Below are 16,713 nucleotides of genomic sequence, written 5' to 3' on the forward strand. Positions count from 1 at the left end.
CCGTCGATGATCTCGTCCTGGGCGATGCCGGCGACGGGCGAACCGAGGATGACGCGGGGCAGTCACCGCAGGCCTCGGTGGTCGACCACGCGCGCCGCTTTCCCGCGTTCCCCAGCGCCGTCGCACCCTTCGGTGGCAGTCTGCTGAACACCAGACACTCAGCGAGACAGCGACAGAAGAAGGCGGAGGTGCCGTCCACGTGGCGTCCAATGTCAATCCCACCGTCCGACGCCGCCGACTGGGCATGGAGTTGCGCAAGCTCCGCGAGGACAAGGGCATGACGGCCGAGCAGGTCGCCGAGCGCCTCCTCGTCTCCCAGTCCAAGATCAGCCGTCTGGAGAACGGCCGCCGGTCCATCAGCCAGCGCGACGTCCGCGACCTGTGCGAGGTGTACGAGGTCGAGGACCCCCGGCTCGTGGACTCCCTCATGCAGATGGCCAAGGACTCCCGCCAGCAGGGCTGGTGGCACGCCTTCGGCGAGATCCCCTACAGCGTCTACATCGGCCTGGAGACCGACGCGGCCAGCCTGCGCACCTACGAGCCCCAGATGGTGCCCGGCCTGCTCCAGACGCCCGAGTACGCCCAGGCGCTGATCCGCGGCGCGCTGCCCGAGACGGCGCCCGCCGATGTGGAGAAGCGCGTCCAGGTGCGCATGCACCGCCAGAAACGGTTGTCCGAGACGGAGAACAACAACCCGGACGTCGGCCCGCTGCGACTGTGGGCCGTCATCGACGAGGCGGCGCTGCGCCGGCACGTGGGTGATCCGCAGTTGATGGTCCGGCAGCTGGAGTACTTGATAGAGCAGTCGCAGCAGCCGTACATCACCGTGCAGGTGATGCCCTTCACGATGGGCGCCCATCCGGGAATGAACGGGCAGTACGCAATTCTGGAATTCCCGGACGCGTCGGACTCGACGGTCGTCTACATCGAGGGCGTCACGAGCGACCTGTACCTGGAGAAGGCCAACGACGTCCAGAAATACAGCGTGATGTACGAGCACCTGCGCGCCCAGGCCCTCAACGTGGACCAGACGCGGCAGTTCATCTCCGGGATCATCGAACAGCACGCGGCCAAGGCGGACTGACCTCGAAGCGGACGGAAGTGGTGAGGGGGCCAGCACGGTACACCGTCGGTCCCCGGCCACAGAAGGCCTGAATGGAATATGCCACCCGGTCGAGTGAATGCCTCCTTCGGCCATCGGGAGCTGCCGGTAGCGTCGATCACGTCGGCCTGGGATATCCCCGGCCGGCACGCAACCGGAACTACTCGCTGAACCGGAGAAGAACATGTCTATTCGTCAGGGCGGCACGGAAAACTGGACCAAGTCCTCCTACTCCGGCGGGAACGGAGCCTGCGTCGAGGTCAAGTCCCCCGTCACGCAGGCCATCGCCGTCCGCGACTCGAAGGTGCAGGACGGTCCGTCCCTCACCTTCGCGCCGGGCTCCTGGACGTCCTTCGTCACCGGTGTGGTCGAGGGCGGACTGGGGCCCCTCGCCTGAACCGTCGAAACCCCCCACACAGCAGAACCCCGTACGGAGCCCTCTCGACCGGCCCGCCGTCCTGGCCGAGGGGGCTCGGCCGTGTCCGCCTCCGGCCGCCGCACCCACCCCCGCGCGCGGCCGTCAGCCACCGCGCGCGGCCGTCAGCGCAGCTGGTCCACGTACCGGTCGGTGCCCGGCACCGTCGGGACGAACGGCGCGACCAGCTCCACCCGCCCCAGCCCCGACTCCGCGACCTCCGCGTCCAGCCCCTGGAAGCGGTCCCAGCAGGTGCGCGGGTCGGCCTCCAGGAACCACAGCAGCGTGAGCCGGGTGTCGACCCCCTCGACCTGCTTGACGTAGGTCATCCGGTCGCCGGGCAGCGGCGTCGGCCGGAAGACGGTGACCATCGCCGCCGGAGAGCCGTGCAGCCGGCGCGGCAGCGCCCTGGAGCGCAGCCACTCCAGCAGCTCCGCCCGCCGCCCGGGCCCGTCGGCGTCGACGACCTGGAGGACGAGCCCGGCGTACGGGTGGTCGAGGGCGTGGAAGTCCCGCGGGCCGGCGGCCCCGTCGCGGTAGACCGTGGCCTCGTGGTCCTGGAAGGCCGTGAAGACGTGCGTGCGGTCCTGGTAGACCCGGCCGTCGCGGTTGAGGCGCTTGTTGATGCCGACGGTCCACTTCATGTGCTCGTCGTAGCGGCCCTCGGTGACCCAGTACGTCGATATGTAGCAGCCCGCGGTGACGGGCTGGGCGACCGCCGACTTCTCGGGGTAGCGCAGCTCCTGGAGGTCGCGGGTGGCCACCCAGCGGCGGCCGGCGTACATCCAGGGCATGGCCATGGCGCCGGCGTAGTAGTGGTCGTCCTCGTACCAGCGGTTGTACGCGTACTCGTGACCCGGGTGCGGTTCCACCATGGTGATCAGGGCGTGGCCGGGGCGGACCCCGTACGGGCCGACGGCCGCGAGCTCCGCGTAGTCGCCGGCCCGGGTGTCCTCTCGTTCCCGCTCGTCTCTCGTCATGACACCGGTGTATCTGATGTCCCGTCAGTTGTGGAGGGGGCATGCGGTGTTCACCCCTCGGAAGGGTAGGTGCCTACTACAGGTTTCCCCGTTAGGCTGCGGCCACCCGCCACCGAAGGAGCCGACCCATGCCCCCGAGCACCGCCTCCACCCCCACCCCTGCGGCCGCCGTCGCCCCGCCCGCCTTCGCCGCGCGGGCGCGCGCCGTGGGCGGCTCACCCGTACGGGAGATCCTCGCGCTCACCGAACGCCCCGGCGTGATCTCCTTCGCCGGCGGCCTGCCCGCGCCCGAGCTCTTCGACACCGAGGGCCTGCGCGCGGCGTACGACGCCGTCCTGACCGGCGCCGGAGCCGCCCGGGCCCTCCAGTACTCCACCACCGAGGGCGCCCCCGAACTGCGCTCGGCCGTCGCCGCCCGGGCCGCCGCGCGGGGCCTGGCCACCTCGGCGGGGGACGTGCTGGTCACCACCGGCTCGCAGCAGGGGCTCACCCTCCTCGCCGCCACCCTCCTGGAGCCCGGCGACACGGTGCTCGTCGAGAACCCCACCTACCTGGCGGCCCTCCAGTGCTTCGCCCTGGCCGGGGCCCGCGTCATACCCGTGCCCTGCGACGGGCAGGGCCTGCTGCCCGATGCCCTCGCCGAGATCACCGCCCGGGAACGGCCGAAGCTGCTCTACACGATCCCCACCTTCCAGAACCCGACCGGCCGCACCCTGCCCGGGGACCGCCGGGCCGAGGTAGCCCGGACCGCGGCGCGGCTCGGGCTGTGGCTGGTGGAGGACGACCCGTACGGCGACCTCCGCTACGAGGGCGCCCACGAGCCCTGGATCGCCGCCCACCCGGGCGCCGAGGACCGCACCGCCCTGCTCGGCAGCTTCTCGAAGGTGATGGCCCCGGGGCTGCGCCTGGGCTGGCTGCGCGCCCCCGCCGCCCTGCTCCGCGCGGCGGTCGTCGCCAAACAGGCGGCGGACCTGCACACCTCGACGGTGGACCAGCTGGCCGCCGCGCACTACCTCGGCGCCCGGGACCTCGACGCCCACGTCGCGCGGGTCCGGGACGCCTACCGCGCCCGCCGCGACGCCCTCCTCGCGGGACTCGGGGCGGCGCTCTCGGCGGGCTCGGAGTGGAACCGCCCGGAGGGCGGCATGTTCGTGTGGGCCCGCCTCCCCGAGGGGTACGACGCGGGGTCCCTGCTGAAGTCCGCCGTCGGGCACGACGTGGCGTACGTGCCCGGGGCGCCCTTCTTCACGGGCACCCCGGACCCGCGCACGCTGCGGCTGTCCTTCACCACGCACACCCCGGAGGAGATCACCGAGGGCCTGGACCGGCTCCGCCTCGCCTTCTCCTAGGAGGCGTACAGCTCCTCGATCTCGGCCGCGTACCGGCGGGCGACCTCCGCGCGGCGCAGCTTCAGCGTCGGGGTGAGGGTGCCGGCGCCCACCGACAGCTCCTCGTCCAGGACGCGGAAGGCGCGGATGCGGGCCGGACGGGAGACGGTGGCGTTGGCGGCGGCGACGGCCTCCGCCACCAGCTCCCGTACCGCCGGGTGCGCGGCGGGGGACGGGCCGAGGTCGAGGGACTCGCGGGCGGCCCAGGCGGCGACCTCCTCGGCGTCCAGGGTGATCAGGGCCACCGGGTGGGGGCGGCGGTCGCCGATCAGGACCGCGCGCGAGACGAAGCGGGAGGCGGCCTGGACGGCGAACTCCACCTCGGTCGGGGTGATGTTCTTGCCGGCGGAGGTGATGATCAGCTCCTTCTTGCGGCCGGTGATGGACAGGAAGCCGTCGGCGTCGAGTTCGCCCAGGTCCCCGGTGCGCAGCCAGCCGTCCGGGTCCAGGGCGCCGGCCGTCGCGTCCGGGTTCGCGTGGTAGCCCGGGAAGACCATCGGGCCCCGGGCGAGCACCTCGCCGTCCGGGGCGATCCGCACCTCGCAGCCCGCCACCGGCCGGCCCACCGTGCCGTACCGGACGGCGCCCGGGTGGTTGAGGCTGATCACCCCGGCCGACTCGGTCATCCCGTAGCCCTCGAACACCCGGATCCCGCAGGCGCGCAGGAAGTCGAGGGTGGCGGGGGCGATCGGGGCGCCGCCGGTCAGGGCCCACCGGAGCCGGCCCCCGAAGGCCGCCCGGACCAGGGCGTAGAGGGAGCCCTCGGCCGCCTCCCACGCCGGACGCAGCTCCGCCGGCAGGTCCCCGTCGGCGGCGAGCACGCCGAGCCGGACGGCCTCCTCGAAGCGTTCCCGGCCGCCGTCCCGGCCCTCCGCCAGGCCCAGCACCACCGCGTGGACCTTCTCGAACAGCCGGGGCACCGAGGGCAGGTGGGTCGGCCGGGCCTCGGCGAGCTCGGCCACCACGTCCTCGATCCGGCCCCCGAAGTAGCAGAGCTCCCCGCCCTCCAGCAGGGTGGTGAACTGGATCAGCTGCGCCAGCAGGTGCGCCAGCGGCAGGTACAGGTACGTCGAGTCGCCGGGCCCGCCCTGGACGAGCGGGAGGGTGGCGTCCTGGACGGCGCCGAGGTTGCCGTGGGTGAGCCGGCAGCCCTTGGGCAGGCCGGTGGTGCCGGAGGTGTAGACGATCGCGGCGTCCGCCCCGGGGGTCACGGCGGCGGCCCGCGCGGCCAGCGCGGCATCCGGGGCGTCGCGGGCCTCAAGGGCCTCACGGGCGTCCCGGGCCTCCGGGGCGTCCCGGGCCTCCCGCGCGTTCGCCAGGGCGCCGGGCCCGTCCATGCGTACGACCGCCCGCAGCGCCGGCAGCTTCGGGCGCAGCGCCTCCACCCGGGCCGCCTGGGCCGCGTCCTCGCAGACCGCCACCACCGCCTCGGAGTCGGACAGCACCCAGGCCAGTTCCTCCTCCCCCGCCGTCGGGTACACGGGCACCAGGACCGCGCCCGCCGCCAGGATCCCGAAGTGGGTGTAGGTCCACTCGGGCCGGGTCTCCGCGAGCACCGCCACCCGCTCCCCGGCCCCGACGCCCAGCCCGAGCAGCGTGCGCCCGGCCGCGCGTACGGCGGCGCCGAGTTCGACGTACGTACGGGTCTCCCAGCCGTCGCGGCCCGGTGTGCGGAAGCGGAGCGCCGTGGCGTCCCCGTACCGCTCCTCGGTCCACTGGGTGAACACCGCCAGCGTGCTCGGACGACCGTCCATCGCTTGCCCTCCCGGGATAGGTGACCCCCGATGGTGGGCACGCCCGTACCCGGTCCGGCATGACCGGAAGCGTCACCCCCGCTGACCGCGGCGCTCATTGGGGCTACCTTCGAAGCCATGGGGAGGCGGACGGTCACCGTGCACCACGTGCGGGCCGTGCTCGCGGGGGCGCGGCGGGCCGGCTTCGACCTGGTGCCGCTGCTCCAGGAGGCGCAGATCCCGCCGCTGCTGCTCGGCGACGACCGGGCGCGGGTCGCGCCCGCGCAGTTCGCGCGGCTCTTCCGGGCCCTGTACCGGACCACGCAGGACGAGTTCCTCGGGCTGTCCGCGGTGCCGAGCCGGCCGGGGACCTTCGCGATGATGTGCCACGCCTGCCTGGGCTGCCGGGACCTGGGCGCGGCCGTGGAGCGGGCGGCGGCGTTCTACGGGCTGTTCCCGGGCGGGCCGGAGCTGGCGCTGGAAACCGGGGGCGGGCAGGCCCGGTTCACCGTGCGCAACGACTTCGACGGGGACGAGGAGCGGTTCCTGACCGAGTGCGTCCTCGCGATCTGGCACCGGCTGTGCAGCTGGCTCGTCGGCCGGCGGATCCCCCTGGAACACGCCGCCTTCGCCTATCCCCCGCCGCCGCACCGGGCCGAGTACGACGCCCTCTTCGACTGTCCGGTGCGCTTCGGGGCCGGTCGGACGGAGGCCGTGTTCGACGCGCGCTGGCTGACCGCGCCGCTGGTGCGGGACGAGGCCGCGCTCGACGCGATGCTGCGCCGGGTCCCCTTCGACCTGCTGTCGCGCCCCGAGTACGGGACCACGGTCGCCGAGCAGGTCCGCCGGACCCTGACCCGGCGGCTGCGCGGCTCGCCGCGGCTGCCCGAGCTCGGTGAGGTGGCGGCGCGGCTCGCGGTGTCCCCGGCGACGCTGCGGCGCCGGCTGCGGCAGGAGGGGACCTCCTTCCAGCAGCTCAAGGACGACGTGCGGCGGGACGCGGCGATCGCGGGCCTGGCCGAGGGCGGCGAACCGATCGCGGAACTCGCCGCCCGCCTGGGGTTCTCGGAGGACACCGCCTTCCACCGCGCCTTCCGCCGCTGGACGGGCACCACCCCGGGCGCGTACCGCATCGCCGCCGGCGGGTAGCGGGGGCGACGGCCGCGCGGCGCGGCGGGGCGGGGTGGGTGGTGGGGTCAGGAAAGGTGAGCTTTCCGGTCAGCGACGTGCCGACCGGTCGGTCACTACCTTCGCCTCACCTGCCCCCACACCCACGGCCGTTGGGAGATCCCCCCATGCGTCTGCGCAGTACCGCCCTCGCCGCCACCGCCGCCCTGACCGTCCTGGCGTTCTCGGCCTCCGGGCCCGCCGCCACCGCCGAGGAGGCCGACGGGAGCCGCCCCGGCGACGTCGTCAGCAGCGCTCCCTCCGCCTTCCACCCGCTGCCCGGACAGCCGACCGGCACCAAAGCCTGGAAGGTGCACTACCGCTCGACCACCGCCGACGGCGCCCCGAACGTGGTCTCGGGCACCGTCATCGTCCCGCAGGACGGCCGCACCGGCCCGCGCCCGTTGATCACGTACGCCGTCGGGACGGTGGGCCTGGGTGACTCCTGCGCGCCGAGCGCGAACCTCCCGAACGGCACCGCCATGGAGGCCAACCTCATCCAGCAGTACACCCAGCGTGGCTGGGCCGTCGTCGTCACCGACTACGAGGGCCTCGGCACCCCCGGCGTCCACACCTACACGGTGGGCCCCTCGGCCGGCCACGCCATGCTCGACGCCGCCCGCGCCGCGATCCGGCTGCCCGGGACGGGGCTGGACGCCGACACCCCGGTCGGCATCGTCGGCTACTCGCAGGGCGGGCAGGCCGGCAGTTGGGCCGCCGAGCTGCAGGGCTCGTACGCCCCCGAGCTGAAGGTGAAGGGGACGGCGACCGGCGGTGTCCCCGCCGACCTGCTGAAGGTGGCCGCCTTCAACAACGGCTCCTACGGCTCCGGCCTGATCTTCATGGCGGCCGCCGGCCAGGACGCGGCCTTCCCCGAGCTGAAGCTCGACTCGTACCTCAACCCGGCGGGCCGGGCGCTGGTGGCCGGGATGAAGGAGAACTGCGTGGCCGTCGACGCCGTCGCCGGCTCCTTCAAGCGGATCTCCGACCTGACCACCCGCGACCCGCTCGCGCAGCCCGACTGGCAGGCCCGCCTGAACCAGAGCCGGCTGGGCCGCACCGCCCCGGCCGCGCCCGTGCTCCAGTACCACGCGCTCGGCGACGAGCTGATCCCGTACGCGGTGGGGCGGCAGCTGCGCTCGGAGTGGTGTGCGCGGGGCGCGGACGTCCAGTTCGACACGATCGTGCTCGGGGAGCACGTCAGCGGGGTCATCACGCACTCCCTGGCGGTCGGGAACTGGCTGGCGGACCGCTTCGCGGGCCGTGCCACCCGCCCCGACTGCTAGCGGGGCCCTGTCGCCCTGCCCCGCCGGTTCACTCGCCGGCGGGGCAGGAGCGCGTCCCGCCCGGCAGCTTCCCCGCGATGAGGAACTCGTCGACGTAGCCGCGTACGCAGGCGGAGGTGGCGTAGCCGGTGTGTCCGTCGCCCTTGTGGTCGATGACCACCGCCGAGCCGAGCCGGCGGGCCGTCTCCTCGGTCCATTCGTAGGGGGTCGCCGGGTCGCCGCGCGTGCCGACGAGGAGCATCCGGGGCGCGCCCGGGTGGTCGATGCGGCGGATGAAGTCGGTGCCGGCGGGGCGGCCGTAGCAGGAGAGCACGGTCATCAGCTGGCCCGGCCCGAAGACGGGGGAGGTGCGGTGGAACTCGTCCCGCAGGTCGCGGATCTCCTGCTCGATGGCCTCCGGGCTGGCCTTGTCGTTGCTCCGGTCGGGGTCGTCGGCGCAGTTGACGGCGGTGAGGGCGGCCGCGGCGTTGTCGTCGGGGACCTTGGTCGGGCCGTCGGTGGGCGGTGACGCGTCCGGGCCGCCGAGTTCCATCAGCGGGACCGGGTCGTGGTCGCGCTCCACGCGGGCGAGGGCTTCGGCGAGGTCGGGCCACAGGCTCCGGGAGTACAGGGCGGCCCCGATGGCCCCCACCGCGTCCTGGCCGGTGAAGTGGGAGCCGTCGTCCCCGACGAGGGGGTGCTCGTCGAGCCGTTCGACGAGGGCCTCTACCTTCTCGCGGGCCGTGCGGGTGTTGGTGCCGTAGACGCAGTCGTACTGGTGGGCGCACCAGCCGAGGAAGTTCTCCAGGGCCCGCTGCTGGCCGCGCGCGGAGACGAGGGCCTGCTCGGTGAGCGGTTCGGTGAGGGTGTCGACCCCGTCGAGGACCATGCGGCCGGTCCGCCGGGGGAACTGGGCGGCGTAGACGGCGCCGAGCCGGGTGCCGTAGGAGAAGCCGAGGTAGTTGAGCTTCTTGTCGCCGAGGGCCCCGCGGATGCGGTCCATGTCGCGGGAGACGTTGACGGTGCCGATGTACGGGAGCACGGGCCCGGAGTGCAGGGCGCACCGCTCGGCGACGGCGCGGAGGGCGGCCAGCTGGGAGGCGGCGTCACCGGGCACCTCGTCGCCGGTCTCCTGGGAGCCGCCGCAGGAGACGGGGGTGCTGAGGCCGACGCCGCGGGGGTCGAAGGCGACGAGGTCGTAGCGTTCGCCGAGCTTCGCGAAGGGTCTGGGGTCGGCGGCGAGGGAGGCGATCCCGGGGCCCCCGGGGCCGCCGAAGTTCAGCAGGAGGGAGCCGAGGGGCCGCCGGCCGGGGGCGGTGGCGGGGATGCGGGCCACGGCTATTCGGGTGGTGCCCTTGGCGGGGTGGGCGTAGTCGAGGGGGACGGTCACCTCCGCGCACCGCATCCCCGCGGGCACGCGTTCGAGGGGGCAGTCCCCCCAGCGTATGGGCGCACGGGTCGCCGTCGGGGTGATCGCGGGGGCCGCCGGAGCGGCCGGAGCGGCCGGGGCCGCCGGAGCGGCGGTGAGGGAGGCGGCCAGTACCACCGCGGAGGCCGCGCAGGCCGTTCCGGTGGCCGTACGCAGACGGGGACGGGGACGGGGCATGCGCCCTCCTCGGGTCGCCCCCCGGACCGGTCGGCCCAGCTCACCATAAGCGGGCCCCGCCACCCCCGCCCCTCGGGCCGGCCCCTCGGGCGGCCGCCCGGGGCCGCGTACGTCTCAGGCGGTGCGGGGCGCCCGGTACAGCTCGTCGATCTCGCTCGCGTGGTCCCGGGCGATGGCGCCGCGCCTGAGCTTCAGCGACGGGGTCAGGTGGCCGCGTTCCTCGGAGAACTCCCCCGGCAGGACGGTGAAGCGGCGGATGGACTCGGCCCGCGACACCAGCTTGTTCGCCTCGTCCACGGCCCGCTGGAGCTCGGCCAGCAGCTCCGGGTCGGTGACCAGCTCGCGGATCGGCACGCCCTGCTTCTTGTGCATCTGCCGCCAGTGCGCGAGCCCGTCCGGCTCCAGGGTGACGAGGGCCGCGATGTAGGGGCGGTTGTCGCCGATCACCAGGCACTGGCCGACCAGGGGGTGGGCGCGCAGCCAGTCCTCCAGGGGCGCGGGGGCGACGTTCTTGCCGCCGGAGGTGATGATCAGGTCCTTCTTGCGGCCGGTGATGGTCAGGTACCCGTCGGCGTCGAGCTCGCCGATGTCCCCGGTGGCCAGCCACTCCCCCGGCTGGTGGGCGGACACGTTCCAGTACCCGGCGAAGACGTGCCGGCCGCGCAGCAGCACCTCGCCGTCGTCGGCGATGCGCACCGCCGTTCCGGGCAGCGGCCAGCCGACGGTGCCGAGCCGGGGGCGCTGGGGCGGGGTGACGGTCGAGGCCGCCGTCGTCTCCGTCAGCCCGTAGCCCTCGAAGACGTCGATCCCCGCGCCGGTGTAGAAGGCCGCGAGGCGCCGCCCGAGGGGGGATCCGCCGCTGAGGACGTAGCGGACCCTGCCGCCGAGGGCGGCCCGGATGCGGCGGTAGACGAGCGGGTCGTACAGGGCGCGGGCGGCCCGCAGCCCCATCCCGGGCGTCTTCCCCTCCATCGTCTCCCCGTACCGCTGGGCGATCCGCGCGGCCCGGTCGAAGGAGGAGGCCCGGCCCATCTTCTCGGCGGTGGCGCGGGCGGTGTTGTAGACCTTCTCCAGGACGTAGGGGATGGCGAGCAGGAAGGTCGGCTGGAAGCCGGCGAGGTCGGCGAGCAGTTCCTCGGTGCCGATGCTCGGCGCATGCCCCAGCTTGACCCGGGCGCGCAGGCAGCCGACGGCGACCATCCGCCCGAAGACGTGCGACAGCGGCAGGAACAGCAGGGTGGAGGCCGGGTCCTTGCTCGCTGAGCGGAAGACGGGGTGCAGGAGCTCCACCGCGTTGTCGACCTCGGCGTAGAAGTTGCCGTGGGTGAGGGCGCAGCCCTTCGGGGTGCCGGTGGTGCCGGAGGTGTAGACGAGCGTGGCGACGGAGTCGGGCGTACGGGCGGCCCTGCGCGCGTGCACGATCGCGTCGGGCAGGTGCTCCCCGGCCTTGACGAGCCGGGCCAGGGCGCCCGTGTCGAACTCCCACAGGTGCGCGAGCCCGGGGAGGTTGGCGCGCTCGGCGCTGATCAGGCGGGCCTGGACGGTGTCCTCGACGGCGCAGGCCACGGCCCCGGAGTCGTGGATGATCCAGCGGGCCTGGAGGGCGGAGGAGGTCGGGTAGATGGGGACGGTCACCAAGCCCGCGGCCCATCCGGCGAAGTCGAGCAGGGTCCACTCGTAGGTGGTCCGGGCCATGATCGCGAGCCGGTCGCCCTCGGCGAGCCCTTCGGCGATCAGCCCCTTGGCGACGGCGAGGACCTCGCGCGCGAACTCGGCGGCGGTGACGTCGCGCCAGGTGCCGTCCCGGTCCTTGCGGGCGAGGACGGCCTCGCGGGGGGCCTCGCGGGCGTTCTGGAACGGTATGTCCCCGAGGGATCCGCTGGCCGGCGGCCCGGCGAGCGCCGGCACGTACACCTCGCGCACCACCCCGCCGACGACCGTCTTGACGGGCTCGACGGGCTCGACGGGTCCGACGGGTCCGACGGGCTTGACGGGTCCGACGGGCTTCGGCTGGCCTGCGTCCACGGCGTTCTCCTCGGTCATCCCGCTGTTACCGGCGGTAATGTACGCACGCCCCCACGCCCGGGACCACCCCCCGTACACCATCTCCCCGCCGGCTCCACACCCCGTCGACGGCGTGCACACGCCGACCCCGCATGCCCGGAACCCCTGCGTCAGCGGGCGTTGAGGGGGGAGAATCCCGCTGGGAATCCCGCTGGGCCCATCCCCACCCCTAGGAGCAGCCGGTGTCGCCGTCCCAGGAAATCGAGCTGGTACTCACCCCCGCGCAGGCCGCCACGGGCCTCGTCGTCCCGGTCACCCTGCCGACCGGCCCCCAGCGCCTGCGCATACCCCCGGCCCGCAACGGCGACCTCATCCGGGCCCGCGTCGGCGACACCGAGGTCCTCCTCCGCATCCGCGTGTCGGGCCCGCCGACCCCGACCCCGACCCCGGCCCCGTCGCAGCCGGCCCCGTCGGGCAAGAGCGGGGCGCTGGGCTGCCTGGTGGCGTTAGCGGTGGTGGCGGTGGTCATCGGCCTCGTCATCGCCAACTCCGACGACGACTCGACCCCGACGGCCTCCGCGTCCCCGACGAACAGCCAGTACACCCCGCCGACGTACAGCCCGCCGACGTACACCCCGCCCACCTACACCCCGCCGACGTACGACCCCGCACCGGCTCCGCCCCCCACCACGGAGGCGGCCCCGAGCCCCTTCGACACGGGCACCTGCCTCAACGGCCAGCTCCCGGACTCCACCACCGCGCAGACGGTCCGCGGCGTCAAGGAGGTCTCCTGCTCGGCCGACGACGCCCACTACCGCGTCATCCAGCGCTTCCCCGGCACCCACGACATGAGCCGCTGCGACGCCAACCCCCGCACCGAGTACGGCTTCTCGTACCAGTACACCCTCAACGGCAGCGTCATCAACGAGTACGTCTACTGCCTGGTCGGCATCGGCTCCTACTCCCGCGCCTGACCCTTCCCGCCCAACCGCCGCCACACCCGGACGCCCACCCCGACGACAACGGCGGCAACCACCCCACCGACCGCCTCCGGCACGGCGGCGAGCAGCAGCTCCTGCACAGCGGACATACGCATCTCCTTCACTGGAGCGCCCCGGAACCGGGACACGAGAAGACCCTGACCCGTTTGCACCCGGTCCCCGCCTGGGCAGGGACGCCCTGGGACGGACACCCGCGCCGACCGGGGGCGGATCCCCGCCCGCCGGGGACGCGCGGATCCGTCCGGGGGACGGCCAGGGAGGAACATGCGGTCCGACACCGAGGCGTGGCAGCGCTACGGGCGCTTCCTGCGCGCCCAGGCCGCGGAGGCCGGCATGGGCTCGCGCGACATCGAGCAGGCCTTCAGGGAGGCGGCCTTACGGGAGCCCGAGCGCCGGATCGGCGAGATGAGGTGTTCCAAGTCCCACATCGACCGCCTCTACAGCGCCCAGGCAAGGCCCCAACCCCCCGTCGCCTTCACCATCGAGTTCCTTCGCATCACCAACAAGGCCGCCCGCCTCACCCAGCAGGACCACGACCGCCGCTGCGACGAGGCCCGCTCCCTGCTCCGGACGGCCATGGCCCCCGCACCGCTGCCGGTGCCGCGGACGCAGGACGGGGAAGACCTCGCCTCCCTCCGCCACCAGCGGGACCTGGCCCTCGCCCAGCGCGACCTCGCCGAGGCCACCGCCACGGAGACCCGCCTCCGCTACGCCCTGCGCGACGCGGAGTTCCTGCTCCTGACCCTGTTCCAGATCACCGGCGCGCTGCGCGAGATCATCGCCGGGAACGACGTCCGCGCCCTCCGGACCGCCGACGCGCACGAACGCGCCCGGCTACGCGACGAGACCGGCCGGGCGGAGACGTACAAGACGACGGCACAACAGGAAGCGGACCGCGTCATCGCCCGCAAGGCCACCCTGGAACAGCTCTGGGACCGCGCCCGCGCCGACCTCCACCGCCTCTCCCAGCACCCGGACGTCTCGGAGCTCGCCCTGACCCACCCGGACACCACCAGCCCACCCCGCCCGATGCCCCCGGCCGACCTGTTCACCCAGCCCGCCCTGGACGACATCGCTGCCGCCCTGACGAAGGCGCACGAGGTCAACACCCGCGAGGAGGAGTCCGTCCGCGCGCTGCGCAGGACCTTCGTCGACCAGGACGGCTTCCTCGACCGTGACGGCGAGTTGGACGTCCTCCTGGCTTCGACCCGCCTCAACGACCCTGACGCGCGCCACTCGGTCATCGACGCGCTCGCCAACAGCTGGCGTCACAGCGAGGCCGCGAGGGCGGCCGTCATCCGTCTGGCCGCCGATCCGGACCCCACGGTCAGGCGCTACGCGGCCGAGGGGCTGGCAGACGGCTGGGCCGGCGACCCGGACGCCCGGGAGGCGCTGCTGCGGATGGCCCACGACGGCGACGCCGACGTTCGGCAGTCCGCCGTCCATGCTCTGAGCAGCGGCTGGAGTGGCGACCCCGTAGCCCGTGACACCGTTCTGCAACGAGCCGCGGATCCGAGTCCGGAGGTCCGCAAGAGCGTGGTGAGGGCGCTCTCCCGAGGGTGGCCCGGGGAGCCCACGTCTCTGGCCACCCTCCTGCTCCTCGCGGACGACCGGGAGCCGTCCGTCCGCGAGACGGTTCCGAAGGCGCTCTCGGACGGCTGGCCCGGCGATCACACGGCAGGCGAGACCCTCCGGCGGCTCACGGCGGACGGGGACGCGGATGTCCGCCGACGGGCCATCACTGCGCTGGCCTCGGGCTGGGCGGGGGAACCCGCGACCCTGCGCGCCGTCCGGGAGGCGGCCTCCGATACGGACGCGGTCGTACGCACGGCCGCCGCCCATGCCCTCGTGGCCGTCCGGAACGGAGATCCCGCCGCCAGGACGTTGGTCCTGCAACTGGCCCGCGACGGGAGCGCCGAGGTTCGCCAGGCTGCCGCCCGCGCGCTCCGCAGGGGCTGGAGCGGCGACGAAGAAGCCCGGCACATGCTTCTGCAACTGGCACGGGACCCCGGCCCGCAGGTACGCGAGGACGCACTCGGCTCGCTCGCCACTGGATGGCCGAACGACCAGACGAGCCGGCATGCCCTCGTCCAGCTCGTCCGCGACGACAGCGCCGAGGTCCGCCGCCAGGCGGCCGCCTCCCTCGCGAGGGGTTGGGCGGGTGACCCCTTCGCGCGGGAAGCCGCGATCCACCTCGCAGCTGATGGCGACCCGGCTGTCCGCCGTTCGACGGCGGAGGCGCTGGCGGACGGCTGGCCGGGTGCCCCTGAGGCGTTGGACGCCCTACTGGATCTGAGCTTCGACCACAGCGCGGACGTGCGCCAAGGGGTCGCCGACGCCCTGGCGCAGGGCTGGCCACGGGACCTCGCGGGCGGGGCGGCGTTGCTCCGACTGGTACACGATCCGAGTGCGGACGTCCGGCGGTCCGCCACCCGGGCCCTCGGCATCGGCTGGGGTGGGGTCCGAAGCGCCCTGGGCGCCGTCGTCCAGCTCGCTGACGACTCCAGCCCGCCGGTTCGCGCGACCGTCGCGACCGCCCTTGCGGAGGGCTGGCCCGTGGACGCCTCGGCCCGCAGCGTCGTCCTGCGGCTGGCGGACGACGGGGACGCGGATGTCCGCCAGCGGGTCGGCTCGGCACTGGCGAAAGGCTGGCCTGGTGATCCCGCAGCCCTGAGGGCGCTCTCACGGTTGCTCGACGACACCGATGTGGGTGTCCGGCAGCGGGCCGCGGACGCGGTTGCGAGGGGGTGGTCCGGGGATCCCACCGGCCGTGACGCCGTACTGAAGTTGACCGGCGACCCGGACATGCTCGCCCGCCGGCTCTCGGCCGATGCGCTGGCAGCCGGCTGGCCCGACGACCCCGTCGCCCGGGGCGCCGTCCTGGAACTGACGCACGACGTGAGTGACGAGGTCAGGGCATGGGCTGCTGACGCCCTCGCGGAGGGCTGGCCCGGCGACGCCGAGGCGCGGGACCGTGCCGTCGAGCTGCTGGCCGAAAGAGCCTGCCGGCCGTACGTCACCAGCGCGCTCGCGGAGGGGTGGCCTGGCGATCCGATCGCCCTGGACGCCGTCCTCCGGCTCGTGACCGACCGGGATGCCGAGGTCCGTGAGACGGCTGCCGAGGCGCTCGCCCACGGGTGGCCCGGCGATCCGGTGGCCGAGGGGGCCCTGCGGCGGCTGGCGGACGACCCGGCGCCCGCCGTGCGCCGGGCCGTCGAGGAGGCGATCAAGGCGCGGGACGCTACTGCCAGCGGTACGGCTTGATGCTCGGGTCGTAGGAGCAGGTGACCGTGGTGCCGTTCGTGGCGCGGGCCGTGCGGCCGCGGTCGGCGTTCGGGCAGAACTGGCCGTCCACCACCGGGTGGCCGTTCGAGGTGCAGGCGTAGCCGCTCTTGCCGTCCGGGCAGGTGGTCATGGAGCCGGACCCGCCGCCGCTCGTGCTGCCGCCGCCGGTCGTCGTGGACGGCTTCGTCTTCGCCGGCGCCGGGGCCGGGGCCTCGGTGGTGGGGGCCGGGGGCGGGGTGTACGCCGGGTCGTTCTTCTGGTCCAGGTAGCCGTGGTGGCTCACGGAGCAGTCCGCCTGCTTCGCCGCCAGGTTGAGGGTGACGTCGGTGGTCGCCGGGAGGGGGGCGCCCGCCTTGGGGGTGGTGGTGCACACGTACCAGGTGTCGTGCGCCTCCGGCAGGGTGACGTCCGTGTGCAGGGCCGTGATGGTGATGCGCGTGACCGACACGGACAGGGCCGCGAGCGCCTCCCGGGATGCCTGGGCGGTGCGGCCCGTCAGTTCCGGCATGGAAGGAGGGGCGGTGGGCGGGGCGACCGTCGGGGTGGCCTTCGGTGAAGGTGCGACCGTTGCCGCCGTGTTGGTCTTCGGGGCCGCCTGGGGGGCGCCTCCGCAGCCCGTGAGGGCGAGGACGCCGAGGACTGCGACGGGGGCGAGGTACCGGGATATCCGCACGGTGGGGGTACTCCTGGGGCGAAGCGGGCGGGCTGGCGGGCCGTCATGATGGCATGCCCACGCCCACTTCGCCCCGGAGTTCCGAGTTCCGAGT

The 16,713-nt window shown here is 74.1% G+C and carries 13 protein-coding genes; 7 read left to right on the plus strand and 6 right to left on the minus strand.

Translation table 11 applies throughout. The features are described from left to right. The first annotated feature begins 199 nt into the window (after positions 1 to 199). The gene (locus tag SSNG_RS14940) at positions 200 to 1,084 is read left to right on the plus strand and encodes a helix-turn-helix transcriptional regulator (protein ID WP_007264671.1); all 885 of its coding nucleotides are present in this window, start codon (positions 200 to 202) and stop codon (positions 1,082 to 1,084) included. A 202-nt stretch (positions 1,085 to 1,286) separates the two neighbouring features. Then, on the plus strand, positions 1,287 to 1,499 hold the full coding sequence (locus SSNG_RS14945; RefSeq protein WP_007264672.1) for a DUF397 domain-containing protein: 213 nt from the start codon (positions 1,287 to 1,289) through the stop codon (positions 1,497 to 1,499). 143 nt (positions 1,500 to 1,642) lie between these two features. Here SSNG_RS14945 and SSNG_RS14950 read toward each other — a convergent pair whose 3' ends face one another. Next, the gene (locus SSNG_RS14950) at positions 1,643 to 2,497 is read right to left on the minus strand and encodes a hypothetical protein (RefSeq protein WP_007264673.1); all 855 of its coding nucleotides are present in this window, start codon (positions 2,495 to 2,497) and stop codon (positions 1,643 to 1,645) included. Positions 2,498 to 2,625: 128 nt separating this feature from the next. On the opposite strand from SSNG_RS14950, the gene SSNG_RS14955 reads away from it, so the two are divergent. Beyond that, on the plus strand, positions 2,626 to 3,846 hold the full coding sequence (locus SSNG_RS14955) for a PLP-dependent aminotransferase family protein (RefSeq protein WP_007264674.1): 1,221 nt from the start codon (positions 2,626 to 2,628) through the stop codon (positions 3,844 to 3,846). On the opposite strand, the gene SSNG_RS14960 is transcribed toward SSNG_RS14955, so the two are convergent. Continuing rightward, on the minus strand, positions 3,843 to 5,639 hold the full coding sequence (locus SSNG_RS14960) for a long-chain fatty acid--CoA ligase (RefSeq protein ID WP_007264675.1): 1,797 nt from the start codon (positions 5,637 to 5,639) through the stop codon (positions 3,843 to 3,845). The two genes, SSNG_RS14955 and SSNG_RS14960, sit on opposite strands and share 4 nt — an antisense overlap. A gap of 117 nt (positions 5,640 to 5,756) precedes the next feature. Between SSNG_RS14960 and SSNG_RS14965 the strand changes: the two genes are divergently transcribed. Both SSNG_RS14965 and SSNG_RS14970 read left to right on the plus strand, forming a co-directional pair. After that, complete coding sequence (locus tag SSNG_RS14965; protein ID WP_007264676.1) at positions 5,757 to 6,767, plus strand: AraC family transcriptional regulator; 1,011 nt, start codon at positions 5,757 to 5,759, stop codon at positions 6,765 to 6,767. A 146-nt stretch (positions 6,768 to 6,913) separates the two neighbouring features. Next, a complete protein-coding gene (locus SSNG_RS14970; RefSeq protein WP_007264677.1) occupies positions 6,914 to 8,071 on the plus strand; it encodes a lipase family protein in 1,158 nt (385 codons plus the stop codon). A 28-nt stretch (positions 8,072 to 8,099) separates the two neighbouring features. On the opposite strand, the gene SSNG_RS14975 is transcribed toward SSNG_RS14970, so the two are convergent. Further along, the gene (locus SSNG_RS14975; protein WP_007264678.1) at positions 8,100 to 9,656 is read right to left on the minus strand and encodes an alpha/beta hydrolase; all 1,557 of its coding nucleotides are present in this window, start codon (positions 9,654 to 9,656) and stop codon (positions 8,100 to 8,102) included. 114 nt (positions 9,657 to 9,770) lie between these two features. Continuing rightward, positions 9,771 to 11,681, minus strand: a complete 1,911-nt coding sequence (locus SSNG_RS14980; protein ID WP_007264679.1) for an AMP-dependent synthetase/ligase — start codon at positions 11,679 to 11,681, stop codon at positions 9,771 to 9,773. A 221-nt stretch (positions 11,682 to 11,902) separates the two neighbouring features. Between SSNG_RS14980 and SSNG_RS14985 the strand changes: the two genes are divergently transcribed. After that, positions 11,903 to 12,634 (plus strand): hypothetical protein, encoded by a 732-nt coding sequence (locus SSNG_RS14985; protein ID WP_007264680.1) that lies wholly within the window; start codon positions 11,903 to 11,905, stop codon positions 12,632 to 12,634. Here the strand turns inward: SSNG_RS14985 and SSNG_RS44840 are convergent. Continuing rightward, positions 12,619 to 12,750, minus strand: a complete 132-nt coding sequence (locus SSNG_RS44840; protein ID WP_277752146.1) for a hypothetical protein — start codon at positions 12,748 to 12,750, stop codon at positions 12,619 to 12,621. The two genes, SSNG_RS14985 and SSNG_RS44840, sit on opposite strands and share 16 nt — an antisense overlap. 175 nt (positions 12,751 to 12,925) lie before the next feature. Between SSNG_RS44840 and SSNG_RS14990 the strand changes: the two genes are divergently transcribed. Further along, entirely contained in the window at positions 12,926 to 15,925 is a 3,000-nt protein-coding gene (locus SSNG_RS14990) for a HEAT repeat domain-containing protein (protein ID WP_007264682.1), read from the plus strand. Here the strand turns inward: SSNG_RS14990 and SSNG_RS42100 are convergent. Next, positions 15,903 to 16,619, minus strand: coding sequence for a PASTA domain-containing protein (locus tag SSNG_RS42100; RefSeq protein WP_042801039.1), 717 nt, complete (start codon positions 16,617 to 16,619; stop codon positions 15,903 to 15,905). The genes SSNG_RS14990 and SSNG_RS42100 overlap by 23 nt on opposite strands. Positions 16,620 to 16,713 lie beyond the last annotated feature (94 nt).

Source organism: Streptomyces sp. C, assembly GCF_000158895.1.
Taxonomy (GTDB): domain Bacteria; phylum Actinomycetota; class Actinomycetes; order Streptomycetales; family Streptomycetaceae; genus Streptomyces; species Streptomyces racemochromogenes.